Origin of the sequence: Alicyclobacillus contaminans DSM 17975 (genome assembly GCF_000429525.1) — a bacterium.
In the GTDB taxonomy this organism is placed as follows: Bacteria; Bacillota; Bacilli; order Alicyclobacillales; family Alicyclobacillaceae; genus Alicyclobacillus_A; species Alicyclobacillus_A contaminans.
Genome location: NZ_AUCA01000011.1, coordinates 25,963 through 42,210, shown reverse-complemented (window position 1 = coordinate 42,210; position 16,248 = coordinate 25,963). Strand labels below are relative to the sequence as shown.

Below are 16,248 nucleotides of genomic sequence, written 5' to 3'. Positions count from 1 at the left end.
CATGGAAAGGTGGACGCAGCAATGGGGAATCGAGTATTGGTCGTGGACGACGCCGCGTTTATGCGAATGATGATCAAAGATATTTTGACCAAGAATGGATATGAGGTGGTGGGCGAAGCGGCGGACGGTGCGCAGGCCGTGGAAAAGTACCAGGAATTGCGCCCGGACCTCGTCACGCTCGATATCACCATGCCTGAAATTGACGGCATTGAGGCGTTGAAGCGGATTCGCGCTGTCGATCCCGCCGCGCGCGTCATCATGTGCTCCGCCATGGGACAGCAGGCGATGGTGATTGACGCGATTCAAGCTGGAGCGAAGGACTTCATCGTCAAACCGTTCCAAGCGGATAGGGTGATTGAAGCTGTTAAAAAAGTCCTGGCGTAACATCCGTGGACCGGGCTTGACGGCGTGGGGCTTGCGTGCGGTGGCTTCGGCGGGAGGCGCCGTTTTGCTGGGCACGTGGGGGCAGGTGGCTGACGCGGCCCCTGCCTCTTCACCGTCGTTTCCAAATCCCTGGGTGTCGTTGCTGGAATTGGTGCTGTCCCTTGGCATCATCATTCTTCTCGTTATCGTCTTGATTCGGTTTTTGGCGCGGAAGTCACAGGTCGCGGAACGCGGGGCCATTCAGGTGCTTGCGGCGCGCCAATTGGCACCGAACAAGTCCATTCAGGTCGTGTCCGTGGAAGGTCGGGCCTTTGTGTTGGGCGTAGGAAACGACGTACGACTGTTGGCCGAATTGACCCCGATGTCGACGAGAGAGCCGCATGAGTCGGGATTGGCCGGTCAACCCGCGGATTCCTCCGACGAATTTGGTGCAGCGTTGGCCGACGCGCTCCGAACCCTGCGCCAACGGCGGCGTGGGGATGAGCCGGGGGAGGAGATGTCTTAGCATGGAGAGACCCGTCGGATTACGGACACGGATGGCTGCATGGCTGGTCGGATTGGGCACGGGTGTGGTATCCTGCGCGGCGGTGCCTGCGCGGGCGTTTGCTGCAACAACGTCGACGTCGCTCCTTCCTGGCGTGACCACGTCCAGTTCGCCGCAGGCGGTCGGCTCCACTTTGCAAATTATTTTGCTGCTGACCGTGTTGTCGTTGGCGCCGGCCATTCTCATTCTGATGACCTGTTTCACGCGCGTGGTGGTGGTGCTGTCGTTTGTGCGAAGTGCGCTGTCGCTGCAGCAAACGCCGCCGAATCAGGTGCTGATTGGACTCGCGCTGTTTATTACGCTGTTTGTGATGCAGCCCACGCTCAGTCAGGCGAATCAACAGGCGTTGCAACCATATTTGAAGGGACAAATCACACAGTCTGTGGCGCTGCAGCGTGCTGAAGTTCCGTTCAAGGAGTTCATGGCCAAGCACACGCGTCCAGCGGACCTGCAACTGTTTTTGGATTATCGTCATCTGCCGAAGCCGAAATCGACGCAGGACATTCCCATGACGGCGCTCGTCCCGGCCTATGGCATCAGTGAACTGAAGACGGCGTTCCAAATCGGATTCATGCTGTACCTGCCATTTTTAATCATTGATTTGGTGGTTGCGACGACACTGATGTCGATGGGAATGATGATGCTGCCGCCCGTGATGATTTCACTTCCATTCAAAATTTTGCTGTTCGTAATGGTGGATGGCTGGTATCTGGTGGTGAAATCGCTGCTGGCCGGGTACACGTGATGGGTGTCACCGATTCGTAGAACGGCGGAAGGAGGAAGGACATGAACGCGACCTTCGTTCTCGGCCTCGGTGCCCAGGTAATGTGGATGGTGGTAAAGTTGACGGCGCCCGTCCTTGGCTTCGGGCTGGCGGTCGGTTTACTCGTCAGCATTTTTCAGGCGACCACGCAGATTCAGGAGCAAACGCTGGCATTCGTGCCAAAAATCGTGGCGGTCATTGTGGCGCTCTTAATCTTTGGCCCGTGGATGTTGGCCACGATGCTTGACTTCAGTCGCAACATCCTGGGGAATCTCAATTCGTTCATTCAATGACGATGATTTCATACGCAACATCGCACTATGCCGTGTATCTGCTGGTTCTCCTGCGGATGGTGGGGTTCATCGGTACATCCCCCATTCTGTCGGTTCGACTGTGGCCCATGTGGTCAAAGGTGGGATTGGCGGCGTTCGTCGCTCTCGTGGTGACACCAGATGTGCATGCCACCGTGCCAGATCCGCTCGTGCAGCCCGATGTCTACATCGGCCTTGCACTGAAAGAGACGCTCGTCGGGATGCTGATGGGGTTTGTGGCGACTGTGATGACGGTCGCGTTGTCCACCGCAGGGCAGTTGTTTGATCTACAGATTGGGTTCAGCACCGCTACGCTGTTCGATCCGTCCGGCGGACAGTCCGCCGGGTTAACGAATGCGTTTCTGTCCGCCCTGTTCACGCTGTACTTCCTCGGCATGAACGGATTGGATGGACTGGTGCTTGGGGTGATGAAGTCGTACGACTACGTGGCGCTCGGGGCCTTCGTGGCACCGCACGAGGCTTGGACGTTCCTCGCTCACCTGATCACGCTGGTGATGGTGTTGGGGCTTCAGGTGGGGGCTCCATTACTTGCCGCGTTGTTGCTGACCGATATCACATTCGCGTTTCTGTCGCGGGCGGTGCCGCAGATGAACGTGTACGTCGTCGGCCAACCAGCAAAACTGTTTGTTGGACTGGCGGTGTTCGCGGCGGTCATGCCCGGTATTGTGTATATGCTTGGCGTTTTATTTCAGGCCACGTTTTCCGAATTGGACACGCTGCTGCGTTGGATGGGAGGGTAACGCATGCTCGCGTTGGACTTGCAGCGCTTCGCAGGTGAGAAAACGGAGCGTGCGACGCCTCAACGGCGGCGCGAGGTTCGGCGTGAGGGCAGAGTGCCGCGCAGTCCGGAGCTGACGTCCGCGCTGGTCTTGCTGAGCAGTTTGGTGGTGCTGCGATGGGGGGGGCCACGTATCTGGGATGGCTGGTTGACTATGATGCAAACACAGCTGCAACAGATCAACACGGCCGACCTCACGACCGCCAGTGTCATGGCATTGTTTCGCACCAATACCTGGGCTTGCGTCGTATTGCTCGCACCCGTTCTCGCGACCGCGCTGTTAATAGGGGTCGGAGTCGCCGTGGCCCAGGTGGGTTTTCTGATAGTACCGAAACGGATAATGCCGGACTTTCAAAAAATATCTCCTGCGGCGGGCTTTCGACGCATGTGGAGTGTGCAGTCGCTGGCCGAAGCGGTCAAATCGATATTGAAATTGCTCATCGTGGCCGCGATGGCTTACCTGGCGGCGCAAAACATCATCGGTCACCTCGCGGACCTGATGACCACTGAGATTCAGGGATTACCGAAGGTGGTCGGCGGGATGGTGGCCCAACTCGGCCTGGAGATCTCCGGTGCATTTGTCGTGCTGGCGGCGCTGGATTATCTATTTCAGCGTTATGAATTTGAACGCAGCATCCGCATGTCGAGAGAAGAAATCAAAGAAGAGATGAAGCGCCAGGAAGGGGATCCTCAGATCAAGTCGCAGATTCGCCAACGGGGCCGGGCACTCGCCCTGCGCCGAATGATGCAGGAAGTTCCCAAGGCGGACGTGGTGATCACCAACCCGACGCACTTTGCTGTGGCCATTCGGTACGACGCGGCGTCGATGAGCGCGCCGAAGGTGGTTGCCAAAGGACAGGACGAGCTGGCATGGCGCATTCGCAAGCTCGCAGAACAGTCCGGTGTACCGCGGGTGGAAAATCGACAACTCGCACAGACGCTGTACCGGACCGTGGAGCTTGACCAATTGATTCCCAGCGAATTGTATCAGGCGGTCGCTGAGGTCTTGGCGTACGTGTACCGCCTGCGGCAAGGGGGGTGACAAGGGTGAAACGATCAGATCTCATCGTGATGATAGGCGTGCTTGGCATCATTGTGATGCTGGTGATCCCGATACCGCCGATGCTGTTGGATGTGCTGCTTGTCATCAACCTGTTTATTTCCATGACCGTGCTCATGGTTGCGATGAACAATACCGAGCCGCTGCAATTTTCGGTGTTTCCATCGCTGCTGCTGATCACGACATTGTATCGACTGGCGTTAAACGTATCTTCGACCCGTTTGATTTTGTCCAAGGGGCAAGCGGGTGAAGTCATCCACACGTTTGGGAGTTTCGTCATCGGCAGCAATCCCGTGGTGGGGTTCATCATCTTTCTCATTCTGGTCGTCATCCAGTTTGTTGTGATCACGAAAGGCGCTGAGCGCGTGGCTGAGGTCGCGGCGCGGTTCACGTTGGATGCCATGCCGGGAAAGCAAATCGCGATTGACGCGGATCTCAACGCAGGACTGATCACGGAGGCGCAGGCCAGAGAGCGGCGCCAGAATATCGAACGGGAAGCGGACTTCTATGGTGCGATGGACGGTGCGTCGAAATTTGTCAAAGGAGATGCCATCGCAGCCATTTTGATTGTGGCGATTAACATTGTTGGCGGGTTCATCATTGGCATGGCGATGAACAAGGGGGACTGGCAGTCCACCCTGCAGCAGTACACGCTCCTGTCCGTCGGTGATGGCCTCGTGAGCCAATTGCCTGCCCTCCTGTTGTCTACCGCGACCGGGCTGATGGTGACGCGGGCTGCGTCCGACAGCAACCTCGGCACCGACGTGGTGCAGCAGGTGTTCTCTTATCCGCGAACCCTCTTCATTGTGGCTGGTGCCATCGCGCTCCTCGGATTGACACCCATCGGGCTGTTCCGCACGCTGCCCATCGCCGCCGTGGTCGCATTCGCAGGTTGGCGCGTTCGCCAGTCTGCGTTGAAAGCGCAGAAGACCGAGCAGGAACAGGAGATTCGGACACAGCGGGAGGAGACGAAGAAACCCGAAAGTGTGCTTTCCCTGATCCAAGTTGAGCCGATTGAGTTCGAGTTTGGCTACGGTTTGATTCCCATTGTGGACAGCAAGCAGGGCGGCGATCTGTTGGAGCGGATTGTGCTCATTCGGCGCCAATTGGCGACTGAGCTTGGCATGGTGATCCCGACGATTCGCATTCGCGACAACATTCAGCGAAAACCGACGGAATACGCCATCAAGATACGAGGAGTTGAGGTGGCGGTTGGCGAATTGTTGATGGGACACTGGCTGGCCATGAGTCCGGGCATTGAAGACTCCACCGTTGTTGGTGTCCCGACCACCGAGCCCGCGTTCGGGTTGCCGGCGCTGTGGGTGACCGGGGATATGAAGCTGCGCGCGGAGGCGGCCGGGTACACGGTGGTGGATCCGTCTTCGGTGGTTGCAACCCATTTGACGGAAGTATTGAAGCGACATGCCCACGAGTTGCTGAGCCGCCAGGACACCAAAGCGCTGCTGGATCACCTGCGGGAAGTCGCGCCGGCGGCTGTGGAAGATGTTGTTCCGAACACTTTGTCGGTGGGACAGGTGCAGCGGGTGTTGGCAAATCTGCTGCAGGAGAAGGTATCCATTCGGGATCTGGTCACCATTTTGGAGACGCTTGGAGACTATGGAAAGCAGATTAAGGACCCGGAAGTCCTCACGGAATATGTTCGTCAGGCGCTGGCTCGGCAAATCTGCCATCAGTTCCGAGTTCCCGGCGAGCCGCTGACGGTCATCACGTTCTCGCCCGTCGTGGAGGACACCATCCAGGGCGCGCTCGTGCAACAAGAAGGTGCCGCGTACATCAGTCTCGATCCCGCAGTGGCACAGCAGGTGTTCCGGAAACTGCGCGAAGAGGCGAACCGCCTGACCGCGCTCGGAAAGACGCCGATTCTGCTCACCCATCCACACCTCCGGCTCGCGGTGCGACGCTGGTTGATGCGTTCGCTGCCCGACCTGGTGGTGCTGTCGTACAACGAGTTGGATCCGTCCATTGATATTGAGAGCGGAGGGGTGGTGAACCTGTGACATGATGATCCGTCGCTACGTGGTGCGCGAAATGCCGGATGCGGTCATCCAGATTCGGCGTGAACTGGGCAAGGACGCGGTCATCCTCAGCAGCAAGCGGATCACCATCAAAAAATGGCTGGGGTTGTGGCGGACAAAGCGCATTGAGGTGCTGGCTGCTGCGGGTGACGACGTCCCTGTGCGGATTGCCGGTCCCAGAGAATGGTCGCAAATGAAGGCTGGGCGAGCCGCGGCGCCAGTTCGGCCGGCGGGTGAAAACGATGCGGCTCAGGCGGCTGCAGGGACCGGTGCTGACACGTCCGCGGGCGAGCCGTCGGGCGGTGTCAGCCATCCGACATCGACACCTTTGGATGACGTGCGTGCTCAAATCGAAGAGATGAAGCAGATGCTGCGAACGATGGTTGGCGGACCGTCGAGTCCGATGCGGCCGCCGCTGATGCAGCAGTTGTTGCGGCAAGGTGTGAGTGAGGAGCGAATTGTGCGGTGGCTGAGGGCAGACGATCCGTCGGAAGCAGAGGGTGCGCATGAGGCATTCCTGAAGCGGGTGATGACCGAACTGGCCGAGGTGGAGGCACGGCCCATCGAACCGACGTCGCGGGTGGTTGCGCTGGTCGGTCCCACCGGTGTCGGGAAATCCACCACCATTGCGAAATTGGCGTCCCTGCACGTGTTGGCTGGCAAACGCCGAATCGGGTTGCTGACCACCGACACGTTCCGGATTGCCGCGGTGGACCAAATGCGAACGTACGCAAACATTTTGAACATCCCGCTTGAAGTGGTGTATCACGAGGACGAAGCGCAGGCCGCCATGCGGCGATTGTCCAACTGCGACCTGGTGTTGATGGATACCGCGGGGCGCAATTTCCGGATGGATCGGCATGTGGAGGAAGTGCGCGGCTTGCTCGAAGCTGTCGGTGCGGACGAAACGATTCTCGTGCTCTCCGCTGCCAGCAAAGGCGAGGACATGGAGGCAGTGACCGCAGCCTTCGCAGACCTGCCCATCGACAAATTCTTGTTTACGAAGCTGGACGAGACCTCGACGTACGGCGCGATATTGAACCTGTTGGATGCCTATCGCAAGCCGCTGTCGTATGTCACCACAGGCCAGAATGTCCCGGATGACATCGAGGTGGCGTCGTTTGAGAATCTTCTTCGTTTGATCGTTGGGGGGGCGTCATGATGGGCGACCAAGCGGAGCATCTCAGGGCGTTGATGGCGCACAGACAATCGGCGGAACCCGCGCCGCATCGTGTTCTGGCCATTGCCAGCGGCAAGGGGGGCGTTGGCAAATCGAATGTCTGCGTGAATATGGCGCTTGCGCTGCAAAAGGCGGGACAGCGGCCGATTGTCATTGATGCCGACGTGGGGTTCGCGGATGTGGAGGTGTTGCTCGGCGTTCGCCCCCGCAAGACGATTGTCGATGTGGCTCAGGGTACGAGCATCTTCGAGGCGCTGGAGTACCATTCCTCCGGATTGGCGTTTCTGTCCGCAGGAAACGGACTGTTGAACATTCAAGAGTTCACCTCGGAACAGATGGAAGAGTTGGTTCAACAGATGCAGCGTCTGCACGAGAAATTCAATGTCGTGCTCATCGACAGCGGCGCTGGCCTAACAGAAAATGTGAGCCGACTGCTGCACGCGGCCGATGAGCTCCTCCTGGTCACGACGCCGGAGCCCACATCGGTTGCGGACGCGTACGCGCTCCTGAAAATGCTGGTGGTGCGGGGCAGTGTGCCGCCGGTGCGGTTGGTGGTCAACCGTGCGAAAAACTTCACGGAGGGACGGTTGACCGCCGATAAATTGTGTGCTGTGGCGGATCGGTTTCTCGATTTGAAGGTGGGCGTGCTCGGCTACGTTTTGGATGACGCGCACGTCTCCATGGCGGTGAAGCGGCAGGAAGCGCTGCTGGATTCCTATCCCAATTCGCAGGCGGCCCGTTGCATCGAGCAACTGATTCGGAACCTGGATCAGCAGGAAGCGGTCAAACCGAGAGGGCTCGCCGGTTTCATGGAACGGTTGTTCGGACGTCGCGGGAGCAAGACAGACGCGGGACACAGTGCATGATGACAATTGGGTTATAATTCGAGCCCGCAGGGGGTAAGGGTGTATGGATAATTTACAGTATTTAGAGGCCTTTCTGGACGAGTCCCAAGAGAATACGCAAATCCTCAACTCGCTGCTGCTCAAAATGGAGCAGACAGAGCCGGTGGATGACGACTTTGCGGTCATGTTTCGGGCGGCGCATACCCTGAAGGGGATGAGCGCCACCATGGGATTCCAAGCCATGGCAAACTTGACGCACAAGCTAGAAGATGCACTGGGAGCCCTCCGTCAGCATCCGGAGCAATTGACGCAGCCGGTGATGGATGCGCTGTTCGAATGCGTGGACGCGCTGGAATCCGATTTGGCGGCACTGCGCGACACCGGGAGCTTGCCGGACGGGGACCACGAGGCACTCGTAAAAAAATTGCAACAGGCGATGGCGGGCACCACGGGTGAAGTGGCGGCCGCGGCCGCGGTCGCAGGACCAACGGTCCAGGCGGCATCCGTTTTCGATGAAGCTGCGCTGAGCATGGCGAAGCAGTGTCAGGAGATGGGATTGCCCGTGGCGGTACTGACGGTGACTTTGGAACCCTCCTGTCAAATGAAGGCGGCCCGGGCGATTCTGGTTCAGCGCGCCATGGATGACTTCGCGCAGGTGCTGGCCTGCTCACCGCCGGCGGACGTGATGCAAACCGGGGAATTTGAGACGTTTGAGCTGCTGTGGCTCGTCGCCTTCGAGGGCGACGCGGAGCAGTGTCTGGGGACCGTCCGGGGCGTTTCTGAAGTCGCGGGGGCCGAGCTCGTGTGGTTCCAGGAATGGTTGGAGCGGCAGCCGACCGCACCAACTGAAAAGGGGACATCCGGCGCCCGCAGCGGTACGGATACGGCTTCGTCCAGCTCTGCGCAACGGCCTGCGAAGACGAGCAGCCCGTCGCCCAGGAGCAAAGTGGAAAAGGTGGAGCGAACCATCCGCGTACAGGTGGAGCGGTTGGATGGATTGATGAACCTGCTCAGCGAATTGGTCATTGACAAGACCCGGTTGGCGTCGATTGCGGATGAATTGAACCACGTGGATTTGAAGACCCTCAGCGACCATATTTCGCGCATCGCCAACGATTTGCAGGGGACGGTGCTGTCGCTGCGGATGGTCCCGGTGGAAACGCTGTTTCAACGCTTCCCGCGAATGGTCCGAGACTTGTCGAAGTCGTTGGACAAGCAGATTCGACTGGAGATGTCCGGAATGGAGACGGAGTTGGACCGGACCATCATCGATGAGATGGGTGAAGCGTTGGTCCATCTGATCCGCAATTCGGCGGACCACGGATTGGAGTCCAGCGCAGACCGTCTACGGCAGGGAAAACCTGCGGAGGGAACGATTTTTCTGCGCGCGTACTCAGCCAGCCAGCGGGTTTTCATCGAGGTGGGCGATGACGGGGCCGGCATCGACGTGGAAAAAGTGAAGCGCCGAGCGGTTGAGAAAGGCGTGATTGACGCGGCGAGAGCAGCCACCCTCACGCGGCAGCAGGCATACGAACTGTTGTTTGCCTCCGGTTTCAGCACCGCTGACAAGGTGTCGGACATCTCCGGCCGCGGTGTTGGTCTGGACGCGGTGCGAGGCAAAGTGGAGTCGCTCGGGGGCAGCATTGAAATCGACTCAGAACGAGGAAAAGGTTCCACGTTCCGAATTCAGTTGCCGTTAACCCTGTCGATTTCGCAGGCCCTGCTGGTGATGGTGGACGGCGATGCGTTCGCCATCCCGCTCGACAGCGTGTCCGAAGTCCGGGAGGTGAACGAAAGCGACCTGTCGCTGGTGCATGGCCGGAAGGTGCTGACGTACGGCGAAAGCCTGGTACCTTTGTTGGACTTCGGCGATCTGTTGTTCGGACGGCCGAGCGCCGGCGCCTATCCGTGGCAGGCTGTCATCTGTCGCGAGGGCAGCAAAGCCATCGCGTTGATTGTGGACGACCTCGTAGGGCAACAGGAAATTGTCCACAAGTCGCTCGGGAAATACCTGGAATCGGTCCGCTACTTTGCGGGGGCCACCATTCTCGGCAACGGCGGAATCGCGCTGATTGTGGACGTGCATTCGCTGATGGCATTGTTGTCATAAGTGTTCAATCCATGCGGTGAGGAGGAATCATGAAATGGCAGAGCAGCAGATTGTGGTGTTCAGCTTGGCAGGCGAAAAGTACGGAGTGCCGGTGGCTCAGGTGGAGTCCATTGAGCGGGTGATGGAGATCACGCGGGTGCCGCGGACACTGCCCTTCATCAAAGGGGTGGTGAACCTGCGGGGGCAAGTGGTTCCCGTGATAGACCTGAGGGAACGGTTCCAATTCGAAGCCGCCGAGTACACCGAGGATACGCGCATGGTGGTGGTGCGAGTGGATGATATGGTGGTCGGCGTTGTGGTCGACTCGGTCCACGACGTGCGCACAATTGACAGCGATGCGGTGGAGGAGCCGCCGAGCATGGTGGGCGGGATGCATGCCGCATACCTGAATGGCGTTTACCGCAGCGGCGAGGATCTGCTGGTTTTGGTCAATCTCCCGAAAGTGCTCTCGGAGGCGGAGGCAAAACAGTTGCAGGAAGCTGAGTTGGCGGTGCATGGTGAGTAACCGATCAGACTGGAGAGCGGAGCACGAAGACATCCTGCGGGAGGTGGGCAACATTGGCGCAGGCCACGCTGCGTCGGCATTGTCCGCGCTTCTTGGAGAAGAAGTCAAGATCTCCGTGACCAGTGCGCGCATGTGCGCGTTCAACGAGATCGCGGACGCTGTCGGCGGCGATGAAGTTGTGGCCGCAGGGATTTATCTGCGCATGACGGGGGACGTACACGGCAATATGCTGTTGATGCTCTCCCTTCCCAGCGCAAAGCAGCTCCTGCGCCGACTGTTGCCGGGCCAGCAGGAAACTTTGGAATTTAATGAACTCGAGATATCGGCGTTGGCGGAAGTCGGGAATATTCTTGGCGGATCGTATATGAACGCGATTGGCACGCTGACGCATCTGACACTGACGCAGTCGGTGCCTGCGGTGGCCATCGATATGGCGGCGGCGATCCTCGATATTGGCATTTTGTCTGCTGGTGAAGTGTGTGACGAAGCGATTTTGATTGATACCGTGATCAGCCAAGGGAAATTCGATGTGCAGGGACACTTTTTTCTCCTTCCCGATCCGGACTCTCTGACCACCCTGCTGTGTGCGCTGGGGTGGTGCACATGAACGATGCGCTCCGTCAGGAAGCAGAGCTGGTGCGCAAGATTGGCATCGCCGAGGGCGGTGTGGCGCGCGCCCCGATGCGGCTGCGGACGTCGGGCCTCGGTTCGTGTGTCGGGGTGGTTTTGTACGATGCGACGGCGGCGGTGGCGGGACTGGTGCACGTGATGCTCCCCACGTCACCGGTGGGAGCCACGAACGTCACCAAGTATGCCGATGTCGGCGTCCCTTGGTTGTTCGAACAAGTCATGAAAATTGGTGGCAAACGGGATTTCATCCGCGCGAAAATTGCGGGCGGCGCGCAGATGTTTGCGTCCGCCGGGCAGTCGGATATTCTGCGCGTGGGACCCCGAAATGTGGAAGCGGTAAACCATGCGCTCAATCAGTTGGGGGTGCCGGTGGTGGCAGCCGACGTTGGCGGCAATGTGGGACGGACCATCGAATTCGACATCGCAACGGGCCGTTTGTCTGTTCGGACCGCCATGCGGGGCACATACTACATCTGAGGGTTTTCTGAGGAAGAGGGGCTCCACGTGTGGGTTATACTTTCCATCTACGCGGTGATCATCGCGGGCGCTGTCGGTCTGTACTGGTATACACAGCGGAATAACAAGGAGAATCGGCCGAGTTTCTTCACTTGGTTGAAATCCGGCTGGTCGCCGGTGAAACCGGCCATCTCCAATCGCTCTGCGGCGGGCAATGATGAGATTGGGGCGGCCCGTTCGGAGGGGGAACGCGCCGACGCGGTGGTCGCCGTGCTGGAGGACATCTATTCGGAATTCATGAACGAGGTGGAGGGCCTGCGAACCGCATTTGAAGATCGATTGGCTTCGATGCAAGCCGCCTGGGAAGCCGACCGGCGTCAATGGCAGTCGGAGTTGGAGGCGTTGCGGCAGGAACTCGCGGCGCGCGCCGACGGGGCCGCGACGGCGGGGGCGGAGGCGCTGGCCGAGCGCCAGGAACCAACGGGCACCCTGTCCACCACGTCCTCGGCGGAGAGGCAGAACGCTGTCGCAGAACCCCCTTCAGCTTCCAACGGAGCTGTGGCAACCACTGTGGGGTCCGTGGCGGAACCGACCGTCGCTTCGACGGACGACTTGCCCATGGACCCCTACTTCGCCATCCTCGATGGGCTGCAGGCCGGGCTCTCCGACGAGGCGATGATGCGTCAACTCGGCGTATCCAAGGAGGATATTCAACAGGTCCGACAACTCTTGCTGACCCCCATTGGGGATACAGAGCATTCGCCGGTAAATGGTTGATGTTGCCCATGGCTTATGTTATATTGTAGGGCAGTGTGATTGCCCGCAGAACGCGGAGAACACACGCTAGACCGATGTCTCACTGGGTCCGTTACGGCGGTGAGGCAGGTGAGGCTGGCGGAGGAATCAACCAATTAGGAGGTAAACCATGGCCATTATTTCAATGAAGCAACTGCTGGAAGCGGGTGTCCATTTCGGGCACCAAACCCGTCGCTGGAATCCGAAGATGGCGCGTTATATCTTCACCGAGCGCAACGGCATCTACATCATTGACCTGCAGAAGACGGTTCGCAAAGTGGAGGAAGCGTACCAGTTCGTTCGCGAGCTGGCTGCGGAAGGGAAGACCATCCTGTTTGTCGGAACGAAGAAGCAGGCTCAGGAAGCGGTGGCGGAAGAGGCAGAACGCTGCGGTATGTTCTATGTGAACCAGCGGTGGCTGGGTGGTACGCTGACCAACTTCCCGACCATCCAAAAGCGGATTGCGCGTTTGGTGGAGTTGGAGAAGATGGAAGAGGACGGCACCTTCTCGGTTTTGCCGAAGAAGGAAGTCATCCTGCTGAAGAAGGAAAAGGAACGCCTCGAAAAGTTCCTCGGCGGCATCAAGAAAATGAAGCGGATTCCGGACGCGATGTTCATCATCGATCCGCGGAAGGAACGCATCGCGGTTGCGGAAGCGCGCAAGTTGGGGATCCCCATCGTTGCGATTGTCGATACAAACTGCGATCCGGACGAAATTGACTACGTGATTCCGGGTAACGATGACGCGATTCGCGCAGTGAAACTGCTCACCAACAAGATGGCGGAAGCTGTTTTGGAAGGGACGCAGGGCGGCGAGGAAACCACAACGGCGTAATCGCATACGGCAAACAGTTTCGAGAGAGGTTGTGAGGTGGCGGGAGCTTCTCTGCCTCGTCACCTTTTTTGTGCCGTCACCGGCTGGTTTGGCTGGGTGGAGTGCCGAGAGCTATCAAGGATTAGGAGGATGGACATGGCGGAGATTTCAGCGGCGCTTGTCAAAGAATTGCGCGAGAAAACGGGCGCGGGTATGATGGATTGTAAAAAGGCGTTGACGGAAGCCGGCGGCGACTTGGAGCGGGCCTCCGAGATTCTGCGCGAGAAAGGATTGGCTTCCGCTGCGAAGAAGGCGGGGCGCGTCGCGGCAGAAGGGATTGTGGAAGCGTACATACACGGCGGTGGCCGCATCGGCGTCTTGGTCGAAGTCAACTGTGAAACGGACTTCGTCGCCAAGAACCAAGCGTTCCGTGACTTCGTTCACGATGTGGCCATGCATATTGCGGCGGCCAATCCGCAGTACGTCCGGCGTGAAGACGTCCCGGCCGAAGTTGTAGAACGCGAGAAGGAAATTCTCCGCGCGCAAACGCTCAACGAAGGGAAACCGGAACACATTGTCGACAAGATTGTGGAAGGGCGAATCGACAAGTTCTTCAAGGACGTTTGCCTGTTGGAGCAGCCCTTTGTCAAGGACCCCGATAAGACGGTGGATCAGTTGGTGAAAGAGCAGATTGCTCACATTGGGGAGAACATTTCGGTGCGCCGCTTCGCTCGTTTTGTGGTCGGAGAAGGCATCGAGAAACAGGAGGCCAACTTCGCTGAAGAAGTCATGGCTCAAGTTCGGAAATGAGAACGGTGTATGGAGAGGGAGCACAGACGTGTTCCCTTTCTTTCGACAGGCTATGATTCGCCGTCGCCGCCGTTGCGTACAGGGCGTGACCACGCACAGAACGGAGGAATCTGGATGGCGACACCGAAGTACACACGTGTCGTTTTAAAGCTGAGCGGAGAGGCGCTCGCCGGTGAAAAAGGGTTCGGCATCGATCCGGAGGTCATCCATGGAATTGCCGAACAGGTAAAGGAAGTTGTGGAACTCGGCGTGCAGGTAGCCGTGGTGGTCGGAGGCGGAAACATCTGGCGCGGTATTTCCGGCAGTGCGCGCGGCATGGATCGGGCCACGGCCGACTACATGGGAATGCTGGCGACGGTGCTGAATGCGCTCGCCCTGCAGGATGCGCTGGAGAAACTCGACGTGCACACGCGGGTTCAGACGTCGGTGGAGATGCGGCAGGTCGCGGAACCATATATTCGCCGCAGAGCCATTCGCCATCTCGAGAAGAATCGCGTGGTGATTTTCGCTGGAGGCACCGGCAACCCGTATTTCTCCACGGACACCACCGCCGCCCTGCGGGCTGCGGAAATTGAGGCGGACGTGATTCTGATGGCGAAAAACGGCGTGGATGGCGTCTACAGTGCGGATCCGTCGAAAGATCCAAACGCGGTGAAATACGATCGCCTCGAGTTCTTCGATGTGCTGCGCAATGGGCTCGGCGTGATGGATTCCACGGCGACGTCTCTGTGCATGGACAACGAAATTCCTCTGATTGTGTTTTCCATCAGCGATCCCGCCAACATTCGGCGGGCTGTGCTGGGTGAATCTATAGGTACCATCGTGGGGAGGAAGTCCAGTGATTGACGCAGTATTGAAATCGGCGGAAGAACGCATGGACAAAGCGGTGCAGGTGTATAGGCGGGATCTGCTGACGGTCCGCGCGGGCAGAGCCACGCCGGCCATGCTCGACAAGATCACGGTGGAGTACTACGGTGCACAGATGCCCGTGAACCAGGTGGCGAGCGTCACTTCTCCGGAGCCGCGGCAATTGGTGATTCAGCCCTGGGATAAGGGAATGCTGAGTGAAATTGAAAAAGCGATTCAGAAGTCGGACCTGGGCATCCATCCGTCGAACGACGGCAGCGTCATTCGATTGATGATCCCGCCGCTCACCGAACAACGGCGGCAGGAACTGGTGAAGCAGGTCCGAAAGATGGCAGAGGACGCGCGCGTGGCGGTCCGCAATGTGCGCAGGGATGCCAATGACGAATTGAAGAAGATGGAGAAGGGCGGTACGCTCTCCGAAGATCAGGTTCGGCGTGGCACGGATAAGATTCAGGCGCTGACCGATAAGTACATTGCCGAAGTGGATAAATTGACAACCGGGAAAGAGCAAGAGTTGTTGGAGATTTAAGCAGCTGGTTCTGGTTGTTTGGGGGAGGTCGTACTTCATTGGTACCGAAGCTGCTGGCACGATTTCGCAAAAAGCCACGTGAGCTGGCAAGCGGACTGCTCGCAGAAAACCTCCCTGCCCACCTGGCCATCATTATGGATGGCAATGGCCGGTGGGCGAACCGGCGCGGGTTGCCGCGATTTGCGGGCCATCATGCGGGCATGAAGCGCCTGCGACAGGTGATTCGCGACTGCGATGAACTCGGCATCCGGTGTTTGACCCTGTACGCCTTTTCCACGGAGAACTGGAAGCGGCCCGCGGACGAAGTGGAATATTTGATGCGGCTGCCTGCGGAGTTCTTTGCGACGGAGATTGACGAACTCGTCGACAGGGGCGTTCGCGTTCGGTTCATCGGGGATACGGCGAAACTGCCGCCACATACGCAGGAAATCGTGGCCAAGACGCTGGAGAGAACCCGGAACAGTCAGGGGATGATTGTCAACTTCGCCCTGAATTACGGCGGGCGAGCGGAGATCATCGCTGCGGCGAAATCCTTTGCCCTTGAGGTGGCGGCCGGTCGTGCATCTGCAGAGGATTTATCGGAGGAACGATTCTCCGAGCTTCTGTCCACCTGTCATCTGCCCGATCCGGATCTGGTGATTCGAACGAGCGGAGAACTGCGAATGAGCAACTTTTTAATCTGGCAGGCGGCGTACGCTGAACTGTGGTTCACCGACGTCCTGTGGCCCGATTTCACGCGCGATGTGCTGATTCAAGCCCTGCGCGACTTTCAAGGAAGAAAGCGCCGCTTCGGCGGACTGAAGTAGGTGA

General features: G+C 58.6%; 19 protein-coding genes. All 19 read left to right on the top strand.

Going from position 1 to position 16,248, the window contains the following annotated elements; genetic code table 11:
* The first annotated feature begins 21 nt into the window (after positions 1-21).
* The 19 genes from G463_RS0106280 to G463_RS0106190 all read left to right on the top strand — a co-directional run bounded on the left by G463_RS0106280 (position 22) and on the right by G463_RS0106190 (position 16,244).
* Entirely contained in the window at positions 22-384 is a 363-nt protein-coding gene (locus G463_RS0106280) for a response regulator (protein ID WP_026974480.1), read from the top strand.
* 64 nt (positions 385-448) lie between these two features.
* Positions 449-889: a flagellar biosynthetic protein FliO gene (locus tag G463_RS19130; protein WP_169725431.1), complete on the top strand. Its 441-nt coding sequence runs from the start codon at positions 449-451 to the stop codon at positions 887-889.
* 1 nt (position 890) lies between these two features.
* The gene (gene fliP, locus G463_RS0106270) at positions 891-1,673 is read left to right on the top strand and encodes a flagellar type III secretion system pore protein FliP (RefSeq protein ID WP_245575709.1); all 783 of its coding nucleotides are present in this window, start codon (positions 891-893) and stop codon (positions 1,671-1,673) included.
* 41 nt (positions 1,674-1,714) lie between these two features.
* Positions 1,715-1,984 (top strand): flagellar biosynthesis protein FliQ, encoded by a 270-nt coding sequence (fliQ, locus tag G463_RS0106265; protein WP_026974478.1) that lies wholly within the window; start codon positions 1,715-1,717, stop codon positions 1,982-1,984.
* Positions 1,985-1,986: 2 nt separating this feature from the next.
* The gene (gene fliR, locus G463_RS0106260) at positions 1,987-2,763 is read left to right on the top strand and encodes a flagellar biosynthetic protein FliR (protein WP_026974477.1); all 777 of its coding nucleotides are present in this window, start codon (positions 1,987-1,989) and stop codon (positions 2,761-2,763) included.
* 3 nt (positions 2,764-2,766) lie between these two features.
* Positions 2,767-3,843: a flagellar biosynthesis protein FlhB gene (gene flhB / locus G463_RS0106255; protein WP_026974476.1), complete on the top strand. Its 1,077-nt coding sequence runs from the start codon at positions 2,767-2,769 to the stop codon at positions 3,841-3,843.
* 5 nt (positions 3,844-3,848) lie between these two features.
* Positions 3,849-5,879 (top strand): flagellar biosynthesis protein FlhA, encoded by a 2,031-nt coding sequence (flhA, locus tag G463_RS0106250; RefSeq protein ID WP_026974475.1) that lies wholly within the window; start codon positions 3,849-3,851, stop codon positions 5,877-5,879.
* 1 nt (position 5,880) lies between these two features.
* Positions 5,881-7,059 carry a flagellar biosynthesis GTPase FlhF gene (gene flhF / locus G463_RS0106245; protein ID WP_026974474.1) on the top strand — a complete coding sequence of 393 codons (1,179 nt, stop codon included), beginning with the start codon at positions 5,881-5,883 and terminating at the stop codon, positions 7,057-7,059.
* A complete protein-coding gene (locus tag G463_RS0106240; protein WP_026974473.1) occupies positions 7,059-7,943 on the top strand; it encodes a MinD/ParA family protein in 885 nt (294 codons plus the stop codon). The genes flhF and G463_RS0106240 overlap by 1 nt, the downstream gene beginning before the upstream one ends.
* Positions 7,944-7,986: 43 nt before the next feature.
* Complete coding sequence (locus G463_RS0106235) at positions 7,987-10,032, top strand: chemotaxis protein CheA (RefSeq protein WP_026974472.1); 2,046 nt, start codon at positions 7,987-7,989, stop codon at positions 10,030-10,032.
* A gap of 34 nt (positions 10,033-10,066) precedes the next feature.
* Positions 10,067-10,537, top strand: a complete 471-nt coding sequence (locus G463_RS0106230; RefSeq protein ID WP_026974471.1) for a chemotaxis protein CheW — start codon at positions 10,067-10,069, stop codon at positions 10,535-10,537.
* Positions 10,530-11,144, top strand: coding sequence for a chemotaxis protein CheC (locus tag G463_RS0106225; protein WP_245575708.1), 615 nt, complete (start codon positions 10,530-10,532; stop codon positions 11,142-11,144). The genes G463_RS0106230 and G463_RS0106225 overlap by 8 nt, the downstream gene beginning before the upstream one ends.
* Complete coding sequence (locus G463_RS0106220) at positions 11,141-11,644, top strand: chemotaxis protein CheD (protein ID WP_026974469.1); 504 nt, start codon at positions 11,141-11,143, stop codon at positions 11,642-11,644. Before G463_RS0106225 ends, G463_RS0106220 begins: the two co-directional genes overlap by 4 nt.
* 27 nt (positions 11,645-11,671) lie before the next feature.
* Positions 11,672-12,400 carry a hypothetical protein gene (locus tag G463_RS0106215; protein ID WP_026974468.1) on the top strand — a complete coding sequence of 243 codons (729 nt, stop codon included), beginning with the start codon at positions 11,672-11,674 and terminating at the stop codon, positions 12,398-12,400.
* 148 nt (positions 12,401-12,548) lie between these two features.
* Positions 12,549-13,253, top strand: a complete 705-nt coding sequence (rpsB, locus tag G463_RS0106210) for a 30S ribosomal protein S2 (protein ID WP_026974467.1) — start codon at positions 12,549-12,551, stop codon at positions 13,251-13,253.
* A gap of 135 nt (positions 13,254-13,388) precedes the next feature.
* Positions 13,389-14,042, top strand: coding sequence for a translation elongation factor Ts (gene tsf / locus G463_RS0106205; RefSeq protein ID WP_026974466.1), 654 nt, complete (start codon positions 13,389-13,391; stop codon positions 14,040-14,042).
* A 114-nt stretch (positions 14,043-14,156) separates the two neighbouring features.
* Positions 14,157-14,888, top strand: a complete 732-nt coding sequence (gene pyrH / locus G463_RS0106200) for a UMP kinase (protein WP_026974465.1) — start codon at positions 14,157-14,159, stop codon at positions 14,886-14,888.
* Positions 14,881-15,438, top strand: a complete 558-nt coding sequence (gene frr, locus G463_RS0106195; protein ID WP_026974464.1) for a ribosome recycling factor — start codon at positions 14,881-14,883, stop codon at positions 15,436-15,438. Before pyrH ends, frr begins: the two co-directional genes overlap by 8 nt.
* A gap of 38 nt (positions 15,439-15,476) precedes the next feature.
* Entirely contained in the window at positions 15,477-16,244 is a 768-nt protein-coding gene (locus tag G463_RS0106190; protein WP_026974463.1) for an undecaprenyl pyrophosphate synthase, read from the top strand.
* Positions 16,245-16,248: the final 4 nt, after the last annotated feature.